Raw genomic sequence first — 15619 nt, 5'->3', positions numbered from 1 at the left:
GCATCCGCCGTCGCGGCGTTTTTCCATTTGCAACACCGTCTTTTGAGACGACGGTGCAGACACCTGATAAGAGGAGCGCATTCATGGCTGTTGGTCTTGGTCCTTTGCCTACGTTGCACCCGGTTGCCGGTTTTGAGCTCGGTATCGCTTCGGCCGGCATCAAGCGCCCCGGGCGCAAGGATGTGGTGGTCATGCGCTGTGCCGAAGGCTCTACCGTAGCCGGTGTGTTCACGCTCAACGCGTTCTGCGCCGCGCCGGTGATTCTGGCCAAGCAGCGTGTGCAGGGGGCGGTGCGTTATCTGCTGACCAACACCGGTAATGCCAACGCCGGTACCGGCGAGCCGGGCCTGGCTGCTGCCACCCGCACTTGCGCCAAGCTGGCGGAGCTGGCCGGCGTCGATGCCAGCGCTGTGCTGCCGTACTCCACTGGGGTGATTGGCGAACCGCTGCCGGTAGAGAAAATCGAGGGGGCTCTGCAAGCCGCACTGGATGACCTGTCCGTGGACAACTGGGCGGCTGCGGCCACCGGGATCATGACCACTGACACCTTGCCCAAGGGCGCCAGCCGCCAGTTCCAGCACGATGGCGTGACCATCACCGTGACCGGTATCAGCAAGGGGGCGGGGATGATCCGTCCGAACATGGCCACCATGCTCGGCTACATCGCCACCGATGCCAAAGTCTCCCGGGAAGTGCTGCAGAACCTGTTGCTCGACGGTGCCAACAAGTCTTTCAACCGCATCACCATCGACGGCGATACCTCCACCAACGATTGTTGCATGCTGATCGCTACCGGTCAGGCCAAGCTGCCGGAAATCACTAAGGCCGAGGGCCCGCTGTTCGCTGCCCTGAAGCAGGCGGTGTTCGAGGTGTGCATGGAGGTGGCCCAGGCCATCGTCCGTGATGGCGAAGGTGCAACCAAGTTCGTCACCGTTGAAGTCAACGGCGGTGGCACTCACCAGGAATGCCTGGACGTGGGCTACACCGTGGCTCACTCGCCGCTGATCAAGACCGCCCTGTTCGCCTCCGATCCGAACTGGGGCCGCATTCTCGCCGCCGTCGGCCGTGCTGGCGTAGCGGATCTGGATGTCAGCAAGATCGATGTGTTCCTCGGTGAAGTCTGCATTGCCAGCCGTGGTGCGCGTGCTGCCAGCTACACCGAGGCCCTGGGCGCGGCCGTGATGCAGCAGGAAGAAATCACCATTCGCATCGAATTGGGACGTGGTGCGTGCAGCGAAACCATCTGGACCACTGATCTGTCTCACGAGTACGTGAAGATCAACGCGGAATACCGCACTTAAGCACCTCTCCGGCGACGCTGCTCCAGCCACTGTGGGAGCCGGCTTGCCGGCGAAGCGCGCATCTCAACGCCTGGTCCGTAAGGGCCAGGCCCAATGCCTGATCAGAGGAAACAGTGCGGTGAAACGAGTACATGTGGCTGCGGCCGTCATCCGGGATGCCAGCGGCAAGATCCTGATTGCCCGGCGTGCCGATACTCAGCATCAAGGTGGCCTGTGGGAGTTTCCCGGAGGCAAGGTCGAGGCTGGCGAAGCGGTACAAACCGCGCTGGCCCGCGAGCTGCAGGAAGAGTTGGGTATCGTCGTACAGACGGCGCGCCCACTGATCAAGGTGCAGCACGATTACCCGGATAAACAGGTGTTGCTGGATGTCTGGGAGGTTTCGGCATTCAGCGGCGAGCCTCACGGCGCCGAAGGCCAGCCCTTGGCCTGGGTCAGCCCTCGTGAGCTGGCCGATTATGAGTTCCCCGCGGCCAATCAGCCGATTGTCGCTGCAGCGCGTTTACCCGCTCACTACCTGATTACCCCAGAAGGCCTGGAAACTCCGACCTTGCTGCGAGGCATGCAGAAGGCCATTGCCCAGGGCAGCAAGCTGATTCAGTTGCGCGCCCCTGGTGGCTACGATCCGCGGTACCGCGATCTGGCGGTGGACGCAGTGGGCCTGTGTGCGGGCAAGGCACAGTTGATGCTCAAGGGGCCTTTCGAGTGGCTGGGGGATTTTCCCTCCGCCGGCTGGCACATTACTGCGGCGCAATTGCGCAAGTACGCCAGCGCGGGGCGGCCTTTTGGCAAGGATCGCTGGCTGGCCGCCTCCTGCCATAACGCTGAGGAGCTGTCCCTGGCGCAGCAGATGGATGTGGATTTCGTGACCTTGTCCCCGGTGCAGCCGACCCAGACTCACCCCGATGCCCAACCCCTGGGCTGGGAGCAGGCGCAGCAGTTGCTCAGTGGTTTCAACAGGCCTGCCTATCTGCTGGGAGGCGTGGGGCCTGCCGAGTGCCGGCAAGCCTGGGAAGCCGGTGCTCAAGGTGTTGCCGGTATCCGTGCCTTCTGGCCCCAGGACTGAAGGCACCCTCTGTGGCAGTGTTGGCTAGCGGCTGTCTATGGCGCTGGCTTGCCAGCGCATCGTCGGCCGTTGCCCAAGGCCCGTGGTCCTGATCGCCGGCAAGCCTGCTCCTACGCGGAGGGTTTGGCGGCGGCCTGCCAGAGGATTTCGGCGATGCCCTGGCGCTTGGCAATCAGGCGCGCCGCGACAAACAGCAAGTCCGACAGGCGATTGATGTAGGCCAGTCCCACTCCCTGCAAGGGTTCCACGGCATTCAGGTGTTGGCAGCGACGCTCGGCGCTGCGAGCCAGGCTGCGGCAAACATGGGCCTGGGCGATCAGTGACGAACCACCGGGGAGGATGAAGTTCTCCAGGGGGCCCAGCTCTTCATTCCAGATATCGATGGCCGCCTCAAGACGCTCCACCTCGGCTTCATTGAGGGCTTGATACACCGGCATTGCCAGTTCGCCCCCCAGATCGAACAGCCGGTGCTGACAGGGGGCCAACACCTCGATGATTTCCTTGAAGCCCTGGCAGGTATCAGCCTGCTCTTCCAGGCCGGCCAGGAGCAGTCCCAACTGGCTGTTCAAGGTGTCGACTTCACCGATGGCTTCCACTCGAGGATGATCCTTGGCAACCCGGCGGCCGTCTCCGAGTCCGGTTTCGCCTTTGTCGCCGGTGCGGGTGTAAATCTTCGACAAGCGAAAACCCATGCTTAATTCTCCAGTGGTAGGGGTTCTTGAATCTGGGGCTGGCTGCTGGCCAGGGGCAGGCGCAAGGTAAAGCAGGTGCCTTGGCCCCGGGTCGATTGCACTTCCATTTGCCCCTTGTGATTGTTGGTGATGATGAAGTACGACACCGACAGTCCGAGTCCGGTGCCCTGGCCGATCTCCTTGGTGGTGAAGAAGGGCTCGAAGGTGCGTTTGCGCACGCTTTCGCTCATGCCGACACCGTTGTCTTCCACCTGGATTTCCGCCCAGGGCGGATTCAGCTTGGTGCGCAGGATGATACGACCGGGTTCGCTGTCGTCCTCACGCTGGTGAATGGCCTGGGCGGCGTTCTTCAGCAGGTTGAGCAACACTTGCTCCAGCTCGTTGGCGGTGCCGGGCACGGGCCCCAGGTTCGGGTCGAACTGACGGATAATCGCCTGCCCCTTGAAGTCGAAGCCTATGGCCAGGTCAAAGTCATTGCTGGCGATTTCCACCGCCTGATCAATCAGTGCCGGCAGATCGCAGGGGGCCATCTGGCGATTGCTGCGCCGGCTGAAACTGAGCATGTGAGTGACGATCTTGGCGGCGCGGGCCCCGGCTTGTTGAATACCATCGAGCAACTGCGGCACTTCGCGGCTTTCCAGATAGTGGTTGACGGTTTGCAGTTCGACGCCGATCTGCTGCGCGTGTTCCAGGTTCTTGGGCAGATCGGGAGACAGCCGGCGACGAATGTTCTGCACGTTGTGCAGGATCGCTCCCAAAGGGTTGTTGATCTCGTGGGCCATGCCGGCCGCAAGACCACCCACCGACAGCATCTTCTCTGATTGCACCATCATTTCTTCCAGGGACAGGCGCTGGGTGATGTCGTCGATCCGAATCACCACGCCGCGACCGGCGCCGCCCATCAGTGGGTAGAAGGTCAGGGCGTAGTGCTTGGCTTCCTCATCCTTGAACCAGGTCACCCGCTCGACCTTGGTGACGGTGTGCTGCTCGACGGTTTCCTTGAGTTGCGGCAGGAACGGCTTGAGGGGTTCGAAGGCGAGGAAGATCGGCTGGTTCAGGGCTTCGTCCAGGCGAGTGCCGGACAGGGCACTGGCTTCCTGGTTCCATTGGGTGACGTACAACTGCTCATCCAGGGCGATCAGCGCCGAGGGCATGGAGTCGATGATGCTGTTGAGATAGTTCTGGAAGCCGGTGAGTTTCTTCTCGATCTTGCTGCGCACCTGTACTTCCAGTTCCAGCTTGCGGTTGGTATGGCGGGTTTCCTCCGCCAGCCCCTGGGCTTGATCGTAGGCGGCCTGGGAGTCGTCCCGGGCACGTTTGAGCTGTTGTTCCCGGGCTTCGATGCGCGACAGCATGGTGTTGAAGGCTTCCGCCAGGCTGCCGATTTCATCGTGGTTGCCTCGGGAGGCGCGCAGAGAGTAGTTCTCTTCGCGAGTCACCTGGCGCGAAAGCACCTCGAGCTGGTGAATGGGCTGGGTGATCAGGCGCTTGATCTGCCGGGCGATGATCAGCCACAGCAACACGCTGAAAATCAGGATCCCCAGGCTTGCGGTGAGGGTGCCGGTGTAGAACGCCATCGGCAGTTCGCTGGTGGCCACCAGCAGCAGATGGCCAGGCGCCTGGCCCGGGCGGGGCAGGGCAATCACTTGGTTGCTGCGAAATTCGGTCAGTTGCCAGGCTTCGATGTGCCGGTAACGTTCGGGCAGCTTGAGGTGTTCACCGTGTTGCAGTTGGGCCAGGCGCATGCCCTTGCCGTCATAGAGAGCGGCCGCCCGCAGGGGGGTATAGCTGTCCAGCTCGCTGAGCAGCTTTTGCGCGTCCTCGGGAGAGTTCAGGGCCTGTGCCGCCAGGGCCGGGTTGGACACCAGCCGACCGATGGTCTGTAGCGCCTGGGGCGCCATGCTTTCCTGGGATATCCAGTAAGCGGCGCTGATAAAGGTCAGGTTGGCGACCAACAGCACGGTGGTCAGCAGGACAAGCAGGGCAGCCAGGAGCTTTTGGCCCACGGGCAGGTTTTCAAGACGCTGGCGCAATGGCATCGGCTGTATCGCTGGAAATGAGCAAGTGGGCAGCGTAGCCGCTGCTCAGTCGCTGGGCAATCCGAGTAAACGCAGGTGACTCACCAGACGTTGCTGCAACTGTTGCAGATGAGGCAGTTGCAAGCGGTGACGGGCGGCGGCCTGGCAGGCGTAGCCCAGTAAATAGCTGATTTCGGTCCGCCGTTGACTGGCCACATCCTGATGCATCGAGGAGTAGTTGGCAGCGGTGGCCTGGATGACCCGCTCCACCTCCTGCTGCAGGTTCTGCGCCGCAGTAGGTTGGCCGCAGCATTGCAGCAACTCGCTCAGCTCGGCGCACAAGGTTGCCACTTCGCATTGGTGTTGCTGCAGGCCGCCGTTGCGACAGTCGTGCAGCACCGTCAAAGGATTGATCGCACAATTGAGCGCCAGCTTGCGCCAGAGTCGGGTCAGTATCTGGGTGCTCCATTCGTGGGGGATGCCACTGCTGCTCAACTCATCCAGCCAGATCGGCGGGGTAGGGTGGCCTGAGTCGCCCAGCCAGGTGTAGCCATGGCCGGCGAAGACTACTCGCCAGTCACCGTCGCGAAATGCGCCTTCGGTGCTGGAGGCGGCAATGCAGCGCGCTTGGGGCACTCTGGCGGCCACTGCGTCCTGGCTGCCCAGGCCATTTTGCAGCAGGATCAATTCGGCTCCCTGGGCCAGGCGGGGGGCGATGCTTGCTACCGCGGCTTCGGCGTCGTAGGCCTTGCACGCCAGCAGCAGGCGATGGATGGGGGCGGTGCCATCGCAGGTTTCCCCGGGTATGGCCTGCAAGCTGCTTTGGCCCTGCTCCACCAGGGTCAGGCCGCCTGCCGCCTGATAGGCCTGCAGGCGTGACTGATCGCGCAGGATCAGGCGCACGGGCAAGCCGGCGCGGGCCAGGCGGGTGGCCCACAAGGTGCCGAGGCTGCCGGCGCCGAGAACATGCCAGGTCGTGGACATCAAGTTTTCGCTCTGTTTCGCAGCCCCGCAAAGGGCGCGCGGTGAAGGAGTGGAAAGACCCGTTATAATGAGCGCGGATTTTAACCGCAAGCCGGGCGTGTTCGATGTTTTGAACAGCGCCCCTTTTTATTTGGAGAGATTACATGCCGTCGTTTGACGTGGTATCCGAACTGGACAAGCACGAAGTCACCAACGCGGTGGAAAACGCCGTCAAGGAACTGGATCGCCGTTATGACCTCAAGGGCAAGGGCAGCTTCGAGTTCAAGGACAAGGAACTGACTGTCAACCTGACCGCCGAAGCTGAATTCCAGCTTGAGGCCATGATCGAGATCCTCAAGCTGGCCCTGGTCAAGCGCAAGATCGACGTGCAGTGCCTGGAGGTCAAGGACGCTTTTGCCTCGGGCAAGGTGATGAAGCAGGAAGCCGTATTAAAGGAAGGCATCGATAAAGAGCTGGCGAAGAAGATCGTCGCCCATATCAAGGATGCCAAGCTGAAAGTGCAGGCGGCGATTCAAGGCGAGCAGGTACGGGTTACCGGCAAGAAGCGCGACGACCTGCAAGAGGCCATCGCTGCTCTGCGTGCCAAGGAATTCGGCATGCCGCTGCAGTTCAACAACTTCCGCGACTGACCCACTTCTCCGGGAACCTCTAGAGCTTTTTGGCGTCCGAGGCCGGAGCTATGGCAGAAACGATTGAGCTCCAGGTGAGCCGGTCGTTCTGCCGGTCAGTCATGCACGCCGCAACCCCGGGAATCTGGAGAGATAGATGGATTTGAACGCTGAAGTAGACAACCTGGTCCGGGCTTCCCAAGCCTGGATTCCCATGATCATGGAATACGGCAGCCGGGTGCTGCTGGCGGTCATCACCCTGGCCATCGGCTGGTGGCTGATCAACAAACTGACTCATAAAGTGGGCAAGCTGCTGGCGCTGCGCAATGCTGACCTGGCGTTGCAGGGTTTTATCAGCAGCTTGGCCAACATCATTCTCAAAGTGCTGCTGATCGTCAGCGTGGCCTCGATGATTGGTGTCGAAACCACCTCTTTCGTTGCCGCGATCGGTGCTGCCGGTCTGGCGATCGGCCTGGCCTTGCAAGGCAGCCTGGCGAACTTCGCCGGCGGGGTGCTGATCCTGCTGTTCCGCCCATTTCGTATTGGCGACTTCATTGAAGCCCAGGGCATCAGTGGTAGCGTGGACAGCATTCAGATCTTCCATACCGTGTTGCGTACCGGTGACAACAAGACGGTGATCGTGCCTAACGGCAACCTGTCCAACGGCATTATTACCAACTACAACCGTCAGCCGACCCGCAAGGTAGTGTTCGACGTGGGTGTGGACTACGACGCGGATCTGCAGAAAGCCCGCGAGGTGCTGCTGGAGTTGGCGAAAGACGAACGTGTGCTGGCCGATCCTGCACCGGTAGCTGTGGTGTCCACTCTTGGAGACAGCGCGATTACCCTGTCGCTGCGGGTTTGGGTCAAGACTGAGGACTACTGGGACGTAATGTTCCAGTTCAATGAACTGTCCCGTGATCGCTTGAAGGCAGCTGGAATCGATATTCCCTTCCCGCAGCGAGTGATTCGTGTGGTTCAGGAAGCCGCTGTGTAGTAAGTCAGTTTCAAAAGTTGGCCGTACAGTCAACTAATGCTGTTCAAGACAGGGGGCTATCGGCCCCTTGTTGGTTTCAGGGGGCGGCCATTGATAGCTATCAAGTTGTAACCAGTATCAGCGAACATCAACTATTGATGTCTGTTTTCTTAGTTAGCTTGCTATTAAGTTTGCTGTTCGTCGTCAGTGCTTTTGCAAGCATAAAAAACCGCCGCCCTGATTCAGGACGGCGGTCTTTATTTTAACTGCGTGTTAGCGTACTCAGCTGAGCACTGAAATTACAAGATGCTCAGTGGGTACTCAACGATCAGGCGCAGGTCGTTCAGGTTGTCGTAGTTAGTCGCGCGGTAGTCGCTGTTGGTGCCACGATAGATCGCGTTACGCAGACGGAAGGACAGGTCCTTGGCCGGGCCTTCCTGAAGTACGTACTTGGCTTCTACGTCCCATTCGTGCTCTTTACCATCGCTGGAGTCAGCAACGGTAACGTTGCTGCCACGAATGTAGCGGGTCATGAAGCTCAGGCCTGGTACACCAAAGGAGGCCATGTTCAGGTCGTAGCGCGCCTGCCAGGATTTCTCATCTTCACCAACGAAGTCGGAGATCTGCACGGAGTTGGCTACGTAAACGGTACCGCCACCGTCGACGCCGTAGTTGTAGCCGGTTTTACCAGCGGACTGCTGGAAGGCCAGGGTGAACTTGTGGGCTTCGATGCTATAGGCGGCTGCCAGGCTCCAGACGCGGTTGTCCAGGTCGCCGGCCAGCTTCTTGCCGTCGTCCTTGCTGCGGTAGCCGTTGAAGTCGAAGTTCAGCGACTGTTTGTCGCTCAGCGGCAGGGTGTAGTTGACGTTGACGTACTGCTTCTTCCAGTAGTCTTCAACGTCGGAGGCGTGCACGGCGAAAATGAAGTTCTCAAGACCCGAGTAGGTGAAACCAGCGATGTTCGCTGCGCTCAGCCCTGGGTTTTGCTTGCCTGTGACACGGCTGCGACCGTTGATGCTGTCACGGCCCATGCCAGTTTGCGCGCTTAGAGCGGTGAAGCGACCGGCGCTCAGTTCCAGACCTTTGATCTCGTTGCTGGTGATCAGGGTACCGGTGGCGACTTCAGGCAGCAGGCGGCCGTCGTCGGTGGTGAAGACTGGGCTGGATACGAACTGGTTGCCGTATTTCAGAACGGTGTCGGAGATGCGGAATTTCGCTGCTGCGCCCAGTTTGGACTGGGTGTTTTCCGGTTCGCCGGAACCATTGGTGGCGAACAGACCGTTACCGGCACGACCTGCGCCGCCGTCGAGTTTCACGCTGCCCATGGCCATGGCATCGACACCAACACCGACGGTGCCTTGGGTGAAGCCGGATTGATAGTTGAGCAACTCGCTGATGCCGGTGTCTTGACGGTAGCCGCTGGTTTTATCGTCCGTGCCAGTGGTGTAAGTACCGTTACCACGACGTACGTTGCCCACGCCGTCTTTATAGTCACGGTTCATGTACATCGCACGGGTTTTCGCGGTCAGGGTGCTGTCTTCGATAAAGCCCTTTGCGTCGTCCTGGGAGGACGCGATTGCGAACTGCGAGGTGCCTGCTGATACAGCCAGGGCGATCATGCTCCACTTCATCACGCGCATCGTGATTTGCTCCTTTGGTTTTAGAAGAGTACTGCCGTCCCACCTGTTTTATTATCTGGGCGGCTCTTTCTTTTTGTGTCGGCGCAAACTTATATCACGCTGACAATGTTGGCGATACTTGCCTATCTATCCTTTCAGCTTCTTTACGACCCTGTCGCAAATTGCTCGATTGGTGTCGCAATTCTGCAGCCAGTCTGTATTCGGACCAACAACTTATGCAGTGTTCTTCGAAGCAATATCACGAGGAATTGAGCCCCCCATGTACACACTCTACAAAGCACCGCGGGGCAACCCTGCCACTATTATTATGAGTCTGTGACGGGCCACTTCGGGTGGTCCGCCGCAGACAATGTCGGGTTGAATGCAACAAGCGTGCACAAACCGATTTTGCCCCGTGTTTTTTCTGCTGGGCGGCATGCTGACCTGTAAAAACCGCATAAAATCGCTCTTCCAAGCGTCTTTTTGTTTGGCTTGACGCCATGCTCTTCCTGGTGCAGGGCTGTGCAATAAGTTGCACAGCGTGCCAAAACGTTACCGCCGCACACTGCAAAGTGAGTAGACGGCGGATGCTTGAGGATTCCAGCGTAGACCGTCTGTACGATTCTGGTGCAAAACTTTTGCAACGCTGTGCACGGTTCATACAGTCATGGGCAAGTAGGGTGAGGAACATCAATGGCTTGGCCAGTCACTTTTCGGGTGTTTCCTGTGCCTTGTACGCAAATGGTGCGAAGCGCCGGAAAGTGTCCTGCTGTGGGGCGTGGCTCTTGCATTGAGGTGGCTCCTTGCCAAGTGGTGCGGGGGCGCTATCCGGGCTCAGGCTCATTGATCATGAAGCCCGATGCATTCGCAGGTATGCTGCGCGTCTGTCGCCTGGCCAGTGCCGTTGATGCTGAAAACCAGGCTGGAATGAGTTGAGCGGGAGTAAGCGCGGTGTTCACTTTAGATTCACGGCTGCAACAAGACACATTGCCCATCGGGGATTTCCCCCTCTGCCGGTTGTTGCTGTCCAATGATGCAAACTATCCCTGGTTCATCCTGGTACCACGTCGGGAAGATATCAGTGAGTTGTTTCAGCTGGATGTCACCGACCAGCAGCAACTGTGGCGGGAAACCACGGCTCTGGCTGAAGTGCTCAAGGACGCCTTCGACGCCGACAAGATGAATGTGGCGACCCTGGGTAATGTGGTCAGCCAGTTGCATATGCATGTGATCGTGCGTAAGCGTGATGATGCCGCCTGGCCCGCGCCGGTTTGGGGCAAGCATCCGGCCAAGCCTTATAGTGCGCAGCAGGTTGAGGCGATCCGTGATCGGTTGCGGGTGGTGTTGGCCGATGATTTCCAGTTTCTGGAGGACTGAGCTATGAGTCTGGAAGAACGTGTAACCGATCTGGAGAGCCGTCTGGCGTTCCAGGATGACACCATTCAAGCCTTGAACGATGTGCTGGTATCGCAACAGAAGGTTGTGGAACGCCTGCAGCTGCAGATGAGTGCCTTGCTCAAGCGTCAGGAAGAAATGGTCGGGCAGTTCGAATCTTTCGAGGAGGAGGCGCCGCCGCCACATTATTGAGGGAGAGCAGGTGTCTTTGATGCATAAAAAAACCGCGCCTTGGCGCGGTTTTTTTGTGGGCGTGGATCAGCGGCGTGGCAATGCGGCGATGACATCTTCGGCTTGCAGGCCCTTGTCGCGGTTCATCACCGAAAACTCTACGCGCTGGCCTTCTACTAGGACACGGTGGCCTTCTCCGCGAATGGCGCGAAAGTGCACGAAGATATCGTCCCCGGAGTCCCGGGAGATAAAGCCGAAACCCTTGGAGGTGTTGAACCACTTCACGGTGCCGGTATCGCGATTGCTCATGTCGTAAGTAGGCGCGGTGGAGGCCGCCGGTGAGGACTTGTAAAAGCTGATGGCCAGATGCAGGGCCACGGCGAGCACGGCGATCAACAAACTGGCCAGGACTGCCGGTTGGCCGCCAATGACAGGCATGGGTGCCAGCAGTGTGAGGGTTTGCAGGACCACAACCAGCACCAGCAGGGCACTGACCAGGTTCTGCAGATGATGGCGCGAGCCTTTGTTCCAGTAAGGGATAACTGGAGCGAGGATCAGGTTGAGCAGGCCGAAAAGGGCCAGGTAAATAGCATCGGGTTGTTGCAGGTAGGGAATTGCGTCGGATCTAAGGCTCGGAATCAAGGACAGCAGCAGAGCTGCAATGCCTGTCAGCAGGTGGACTATTTTCAACATTTTGATTAACTCACGTTAAGAAGGAAGCACAAGGAAGAGCTGATTACGCACGGTTCGCTTCTGAACAAATAGGTGAGGCGGTGGTTACGTACGCGGTGTCAGCCTATGCGCGCTGGCCGAAGAAATAGGCAACAGCGACACGGGCTCTATTTAACAGCAAAGCCCAGGCCTTCTCAAATCAGCAGCGGCACGTTGGCGGGGGGCGCAAATGCCGTGGCTCAGGCGGTGGGTTCGCAGTATTGGGCAAAGGCCTGTTCTAGACGGATGGCAGAGGGTTTTCCAAGGAACGTCGGTTTTTCCCCGCTGTCGAAATCGGCTCGAACTCAAGGCTTAAACGCCTTGGCTGGGCCGCGAGACAATCCACCGCAGGCTGATCGACGATCCTGGTCGGCGAGCGAGCAGTACTCTTGCTAGAGTGGTCCGGCAGCTGATTGGGTGAATCCATCCCGTTAACGGAGAGAAACATGGCAATTGATATCGGTATCAGCGAAGAAGATCGTAAATCCATCGTCGACGGCCTTTCCCGTCTGCTTTCGGATACCTACGTGTTGTACCTGAAAACCCATAACTTCCATTGGAACGTCACCGGTCCACAGTTTCGTACTCTGCACCTGATGTTCGAGGAGCAATACAACGAACTGGCCCTGGCCGTCGACCTGATTGCCGAACGTATCCGTGCCTTGGGCTTCCCGGCTCCGGGTGCCTATTCCATTTATGCCCGACTGTCCTCGATCAAGGAGGAGGAGGGCGTGCCGGCGGCTGAAGAAATGATCAAGCAGCTGGTGGCCGGTCAGGAAGCGGTAACCCGCACCGCCCGCGGCATCTTTCCGTTGCTGGACAAGGTCAGTGATGAACCGACAGCGGATCTGCTGACCCAACGTATGCAGGTGCATGAAAAAACCGCATGGATGCTGCGTTCTCTGCTGGAAAATCGTTAAGCCTGTAATCGCGAATGGCGCCCCGGGCGTCATTCGCGCCTTTTCACAGCGTCCGCTATCTATATGGTCATACGGCTGCACAGGGCCGATTTAATGGATATAATCCCGCTCTTTGCTAAGTAGCCCGAGCTTTGGCGTGGGCTCTGGCTGTAGTTCAAGCAGTAATCTGGATCGCCGAGACGCCCCCCATGCCCATGTACGACTACCAATGCGCTTCCTGTGGTCATCAGTTGGAAGCCATTCAAAAGATCAGCGCCGCGCCGCTGGTCGACTGCCCTGCCTGCCAGGCGCCTGAGCTGAAAAAGATGCTGTCCATGCCTGGTTTCCGCCTCAGCGGTACCGGCTGGTATGAAACCGACTTCAAGACCGGCTCCAAGAAGAATCTGGCCGGTGGCGACAAAGCTGACTAAGTTGAACGACACGCGCGAGTTCTTGCACTATCCGGCACCTTGAGGTGCGCAAGGCCTCCATCGAATTTCGAATTACGAGAAGTGAAACCACTACCATGATGCGCAGCCATTATTGCGGCCAACTGAACGAAAGCCTGGAAGGTCAGGAAGTAACCCTTTGCGGATGGGTCCACCGTCGCCGTGACCATGGCGGAGTGATTTTCCTCGATATCCGTGATCGTGAAGGTCTGGCCCAGGTGGTGTTCGACCCGGACCGCGCTGAAACCTTCGCCGCCGCCGACCGCGTGCGCAGTGAATACGTAGTCAAGATCACCGGCAAGGTGCGTCTGCGCCCGGCCGGTGCCGGCAACGCCAACATGGCTTCGGGCATGATCGAAGTCCTGGGCTACGAGCTGGAAGTGCTGAACGAAGCGGAAACCCCGCCGTTCCCGCTCAACGAATACTCCGACGTGGGTGAAGAAACCCGTCTGCGCTATCGCTTTATCGACCTGCGCCGTCCGGAAATGGCCGAGAAGCTGCGTCTGCGTTCGCGCATGACCACCAGCATCCGTCGCTACCTGGACGAGAACGGTTTCCTCGACGTGGAAACCCCGATCCTGACTCGCGCCACTCCGGAAGGCGCCCGCGACTATCTGGTGCCGAGCCGTACCCATGCCGGCAGCTTCTTCGCCTTGCCGCAATCGCCACAGCTGTTCAAGCAACTGCTGATGGTGGCTGGCTTCGACCGCTACTACCAGATCGCCAAGTGCTTCCGTGACGAAGACCTGCGTGCCGACCGTCAGCCTGAGTTCACTCAGATCGACATCGAGACCAGCTTCCTCGACGAAAAAGACATCATGGGCCTGACCGAAGGCATGATCCGCAACCTGTTCAAGGAAGTGCTGGGTCTGGAGTTCGGCGAATTCCCGCACATGACCTTTGAAGAAGCCATGCGTCGCTACGGTTCCGACAAGCCGGACCTGCGCAACCCGCTGGAACTGGTGGACGTTGCCGACCAGCTCAAGGAAGTGGAATTCAAGGTGTTCAGCGGCCCGGCCAACGATCCGAAATGCCGTATTGCCGCCCTGCGCGTTCCTGGCGGAGCGAGCATGCCGCGCAAGCAGATCGACGATTACACCAAGTTTGTCGGCATCTACGGTGCCAAGGGCCTGGCGTACATCAAGGTCAACGAGCGCGCCAAGGGCGTTGAAGGCCTGCAGTCGCCGATCGTCAAGAACATTCCGGAAGCCAACCTGAACGTGATCCTCGATCGCGTGGGTGCGGTCGACGGCGACATCGTGTTCTTCGGTGCCGACAAGGCCAAGATCGTCAGCGAAGCCCTGGGCGCGCTGCGCATCAAGCTCGGTCACGACCTGAACCTGCTGACCTGCGAATGGGCACCGATGTGGGTGGTCGACTTCCCGATGTTCGAAGAGAACGACGACGGCAGCTTCACCGCCTTGCACCACCCGTTCACCGCGCCGAAGTGCTCGCCTGAAGAGCTGGAAGCCAACCCGGCTACCGCTCTGTCGCGCGCCTACGACATGGTCCTGAACGGCACCGAGCTGGGGGGCGGTTCGATCCGTATCCACCGCAAGGAAATGCAGCAAGCGGTATTCCGCCTGTTGGGCATCAGCGAAGCGGAACAGGAAGAGAAGTTCGGCTTCCTGCTGGACGCCCTCAAGTACGGCGCGCCGCCGCACGGTGGCCTGGCCTTCGGTCTGGACCGTCTGGTGATGCTGATGACCGGCGCCCAGTCGATCCGTGAAGTGATCGCCTTCCCGAAAACCCAGAGCGCGGCCTGCGTCATGACTCAGGCACCGGGTCTGGTGGATGCCAAGGCTCTGCGCGAGCTGCACATCCGTCTGCGTGAACAGCCTAAGGCTGAATAAGCCGGCCCGATAAGGCGCACCTTCGGGTGCGCTTTTTCTATGGGTCGAGTTTTTGTTGCCCGTACCCGCCAAGTGGCACGGGCGATGTTTCAAAGAGAATTTGGAGCAAGTTATGGCAGGTCATTCCAAGTGGGCGAACATCAAGCACCGCAAAGAGCGTCAGGATGCCAAGAGAGGCAAGATCTTCACCAAGTGGATTCGTGAGCTGACTGTTGCCGCCCGCCAGGGCGGTGGCGATCCGAACTCCAATCCACGCCTGCGCCTGGCCCTGGACAAGGCCCTGGGCGCCAACATGAGTCGCGACATCATCGATCGTGCCATCGCCCGTGGCACCGGCGCTGCCGGCAGCGACGACGTGGTCGAGCTGACTTATGAAGGTTACGGCCCCAACGGCGTGGCGGTGATGGTCGAATGCATGACCGACAACCGCAACCGTACAGCGGCTGCTGTTCGTCATGCCTTCAGCAAATGCGGCGGCAATCTGGGCACCGACGGTTCGGTGGCCTATCTGTTCGAGCGCAAGGGGCAGATCACCTTCGCCGAAGGTGTCGATGAAGACGCGCTGATGGAAGCGGCGATGGAAGCCGACGCCGACGACGTGGTCACCAACGAAGACGGTTCCATCGACGTGTTCACCTCGTTCGCCGGTTTCTATGGCGTGCGCAATGCCCTGGAAGCAGCAGGTTTCACTGCTGCGGACGCAGAAATCGTCATGCTGCCCACCACCAGTGCCGAACTGGATCTGGAAGGTGCGGAAAAGGTTCTCAAGCTGATCGACATGCTGGAAGACCTGGATGACGTGCAGAACGTCTATTCCAACGCCGATATTCCTGAGTCGGTTGCCGAGCAGCTCGGCTGATTCAACTGCACTAACCTTGAG

At 59.3% G+C, this 15619-nt stretch carries 15 protein-coding genes; 10 read left to right on the top strand and 5 right to left on the bottom strand.

The genetic code is table 11. From position 1 onward, the window contains the following. Positions 1–83 precede the first annotated feature (83 nt). Both argJ and ACMGF8_RS28800 read left to right on the top strand, forming a co-directional pair. Entirely contained in the window at positions 84–1301 is a 1218-nt protein-coding gene (gene argJ, locus ACMGF8_RS28805) for a bifunctional glutamate N-acetyltransferase/amino-acid acetyltransferase ArgJ (protein WP_416758044.1), read from the top strand. 118 nt (positions 1302–1419) lie between these two features. Further along, positions 1420–2364 carry a Nudix family hydrolase gene (locus ACMGF8_RS28800; protein WP_416758042.1) on the top strand — a complete coding sequence of 315 codons (945 nt, stop codon included), beginning with the start codon at positions 1420–1422 and terminating at the stop codon, positions 2362–2364. Between the two features lie 110 nt (positions 2365–2474). On the opposite strand, the gene ACMGF8_RS28795 is transcribed toward ACMGF8_RS28800, so the two are convergent. Genes ACMGF8_RS28795 through ACMGF8_RS28785 form a run of 3 tightly spaced genes read right to left on the bottom strand, consistent with a single transcriptional unit; the run spans position 2475 to position 6058 of the window. Next, complete coding sequence (locus ACMGF8_RS28795; protein WP_416758040.1) at positions 2475–3056, bottom strand: cob(I)yrinic acid a,c-diamide adenosyltransferase; 582 nt, start codon at positions 3054–3056, stop codon at positions 2475–2477. Between the two features lie 2 nt (positions 3057–3058). Then, positions 3059–5095: an ATP-binding protein gene (locus tag ACMGF8_RS28790; RefSeq protein WP_102860548.1), complete on the bottom strand. Its 2037-nt coding sequence runs from the start codon at positions 5093–5095 to the stop codon at positions 3059–3061. Positions 5096–5140: 45 nt separating this feature from the next. After that, entirely contained in the window at positions 5141–6058 is a 918-nt protein-coding gene (locus ACMGF8_RS28785; protein WP_115580764.1) for a putative 2-dehydropantoate 2-reductase, read from the bottom strand. 143 nt (positions 6059–6201) lie between these two features. Between ACMGF8_RS28785 and ACMGF8_RS28780 the strand changes: the two genes are divergently transcribed. Together ACMGF8_RS28780 and ACMGF8_RS28775 are read left to right on the top strand one after the other, a co-directional pair. Continuing rightward, on the top strand, positions 6202–6687 hold the full coding sequence (locus ACMGF8_RS28780) for a YajQ family cyclic di-GMP-binding protein (protein WP_102860550.1): 486 nt from the start codon (positions 6202–6204) through the stop codon (positions 6685–6687). Positions 6688–6823: 136 nt separating this feature from the next. Further along, positions 6824–7663, top strand: coding sequence for a mechanosensitive ion channel family protein (locus ACMGF8_RS28775; protein WP_102860551.1), 840 nt, complete (start codon positions 6824–6826; stop codon positions 7661–7663). A 278-nt stretch (positions 7664–7941) separates the two neighbouring features. Here the strand turns inward: ACMGF8_RS28775 and ACMGF8_RS28770 are convergent, their stop codons facing one another. Continuing rightward, positions 7942–9282: an OprD family porin gene (locus ACMGF8_RS28770; RefSeq protein ID WP_102860552.1), complete on the bottom strand. Its 1341-nt coding sequence runs from the start codon at positions 9280–9282 to the stop codon at positions 7942–7944. 930 nt (positions 9283–10212) lie between these two features. Between ACMGF8_RS28770 and ACMGF8_RS28765 the strand changes: the two genes are divergently transcribed. Together ACMGF8_RS28765 and ACMGF8_RS28760 are read left to right on the top strand one after the other, a co-directional pair. Beyond that, positions 10213–10638: an HIT family protein gene (locus tag ACMGF8_RS28765; protein WP_102860553.1), complete on the top strand. Its 426-nt coding sequence runs from the start codon at positions 10213–10215 to the stop codon at positions 10636–10638. A gap of 3 nt (positions 10639–10641) precedes the next feature. Further along, positions 10642–10848 (top strand): SlyX family protein, encoded by a 207-nt coding sequence (locus tag ACMGF8_RS28760; RefSeq protein ID WP_102860554.1) that lies wholly within the window; start codon positions 10642–10644, stop codon positions 10846–10848. 66 nt (positions 10849–10914) lie between these two features. Here ACMGF8_RS28760 and ACMGF8_RS28755 read toward each other — a convergent pair whose 3' ends face one another. Then, positions 10915–11520, bottom strand: coding sequence for a cold-shock protein (locus ACMGF8_RS28755; protein ID WP_102860555.1), 606 nt, complete (start codon positions 11518–11520; stop codon positions 10915–10917). A gap of 464 nt (positions 11521–11984) precedes the next feature. Between ACMGF8_RS28755 and ACMGF8_RS28750 the strand changes: the two genes are divergently transcribed. The 4 genes from ACMGF8_RS28750 to ACMGF8_RS28735 all read left to right on the top strand — a co-directional run bounded on the left by ACMGF8_RS28750 (position 11985) and on the right by ACMGF8_RS28735 (position 15598). After that, entirely contained in the window at positions 11985–12458 is a 474-nt protein-coding gene (locus ACMGF8_RS28750) for a Dps family protein (protein WP_011063023.1), read from the top strand. A 188-nt stretch (positions 12459–12646) separates the two neighbouring features. Further along, the gene (locus tag ACMGF8_RS28745; RefSeq protein WP_010457489.1) at positions 12647–12868 is read left to right on the top strand and encodes an FmdB family zinc ribbon protein; all 222 of its coding nucleotides are present in this window, start codon (positions 12647–12649) and stop codon (positions 12866–12868) included. A 95-nt stretch (positions 12869–12963) separates the two neighbouring features. Next, positions 12964–14739, top strand: a complete 1776-nt coding sequence (gene aspS, locus ACMGF8_RS28740; protein ID WP_011063022.1) for an aspartate--tRNA ligase — start codon at positions 12964–12966, stop codon at positions 14737–14739. Between the two features lie 112 nt (positions 14740–14851). Next, positions 14852–15598, top strand: coding sequence for a YebC/PmpR family DNA-binding transcriptional regulator (locus ACMGF8_RS28735; protein ID WP_102860556.1), 747 nt, complete (start codon positions 14852–14854; stop codon positions 15596–15598). The last annotated feature ends 21 nt before the right edge of the window (positions 15599–15619 follow it).

Source organism: Pseudomonas sp. BNK-7, from assembly GCF_048072025.1.
Taxonomy (GTDB): domain Bacteria; phylum Pseudomonadota; class Gammaproteobacteria; order Pseudomonadales; family Pseudomonadaceae; genus Aquipseudomonas; species Aquipseudomonas danubii.
Note: the sequence above shows the minus strand (reverse complement) of the source record. Positions and strands in the feature narration are given on the sequence as shown.

Coding starts and splice junctions, on each gene's coding strand:
- aspS (WP_011063022.1), top strand. CDS start 12,964: ATGATGCGCAGCCATTATTGCGGCCAACTGAACGAAAGCCTGGAAGGT.
- ACMGF8_RS28735 (WP_102860556.1), top strand. CDS start 14,852: ATGGCAGGTCATTCCAAGTGGGCGAACATCAAGCACCGCAAAGAGCGT.
- ACMGF8_RS28785 (WP_115580764.1), bottom strand. CDS start 6,058: ATGTCCACGACCTGGCATGTTCTCGGCGCCGGCAGCCTCGGCACCTTG.
- ACMGF8_RS28775 (WP_102860551.1), top strand. CDS start 6,824: ATGGATTTGAACGCTGAAGTAGACAACCTGGTCCGGGCTTCCCAAGCC.
- argJ (WP_416758044.1), top strand. CDS start 84: ATGGCTGTTGGTCTTGGTCCTTTGCCTACGTTGCACCCGGTTGCCGGT.
- ACMGF8_RS28755 (WP_102860555.1), bottom strand. CDS start 11,520: ATGTTGAAAATAGTCCACCTGCTGACAGGCATTGCAGCTCTGCTGCTG.
- ACMGF8_RS28750 (WP_011063023.1), top strand. CDS start 11,985: ATGGCAATTGATATCGGTATCAGCGAAGAAGATCGTAAATCCATCGTC.
- ACMGF8_RS28780 (WP_102860550.1), top strand. CDS start 6,202: ATGCCGTCGTTTGACGTGGTATCCGAACTGGACAAGCACGAAGTCACC.
- ACMGF8_RS28795 (WP_416758040.1), bottom strand. CDS start 3,056: ATGGGTTTTCGCTTGTCGAAGATTTACACCCGCACCGGCGACAAAGGC.
- ACMGF8_RS28745 (WP_010457489.1), top strand. CDS start 12,647: ATGCCCATGTACGACTACCAATGCGCTTCCTGTGGTCATCAGTTGGAA.
- ACMGF8_RS28770 (WP_102860552.1), bottom strand. CDS start 9,282: ATGCGCGTGATGAAGTGGAGCATGATCGCCCTGGCTGTATCAGCAGGC.
- ACMGF8_RS28760 (WP_102860554.1), top strand. CDS start 10,642: ATGAGTCTGGAAGAACGTGTAACCGATCTGGAGAGCCGTCTGGCGTTC.
- ACMGF8_RS28790 (WP_102860548.1), bottom strand. CDS start 5,095: ATGCCATTGCGCCAGCGTCTTGAAAACCTGCCCGTGGGCCAAAAGCTC.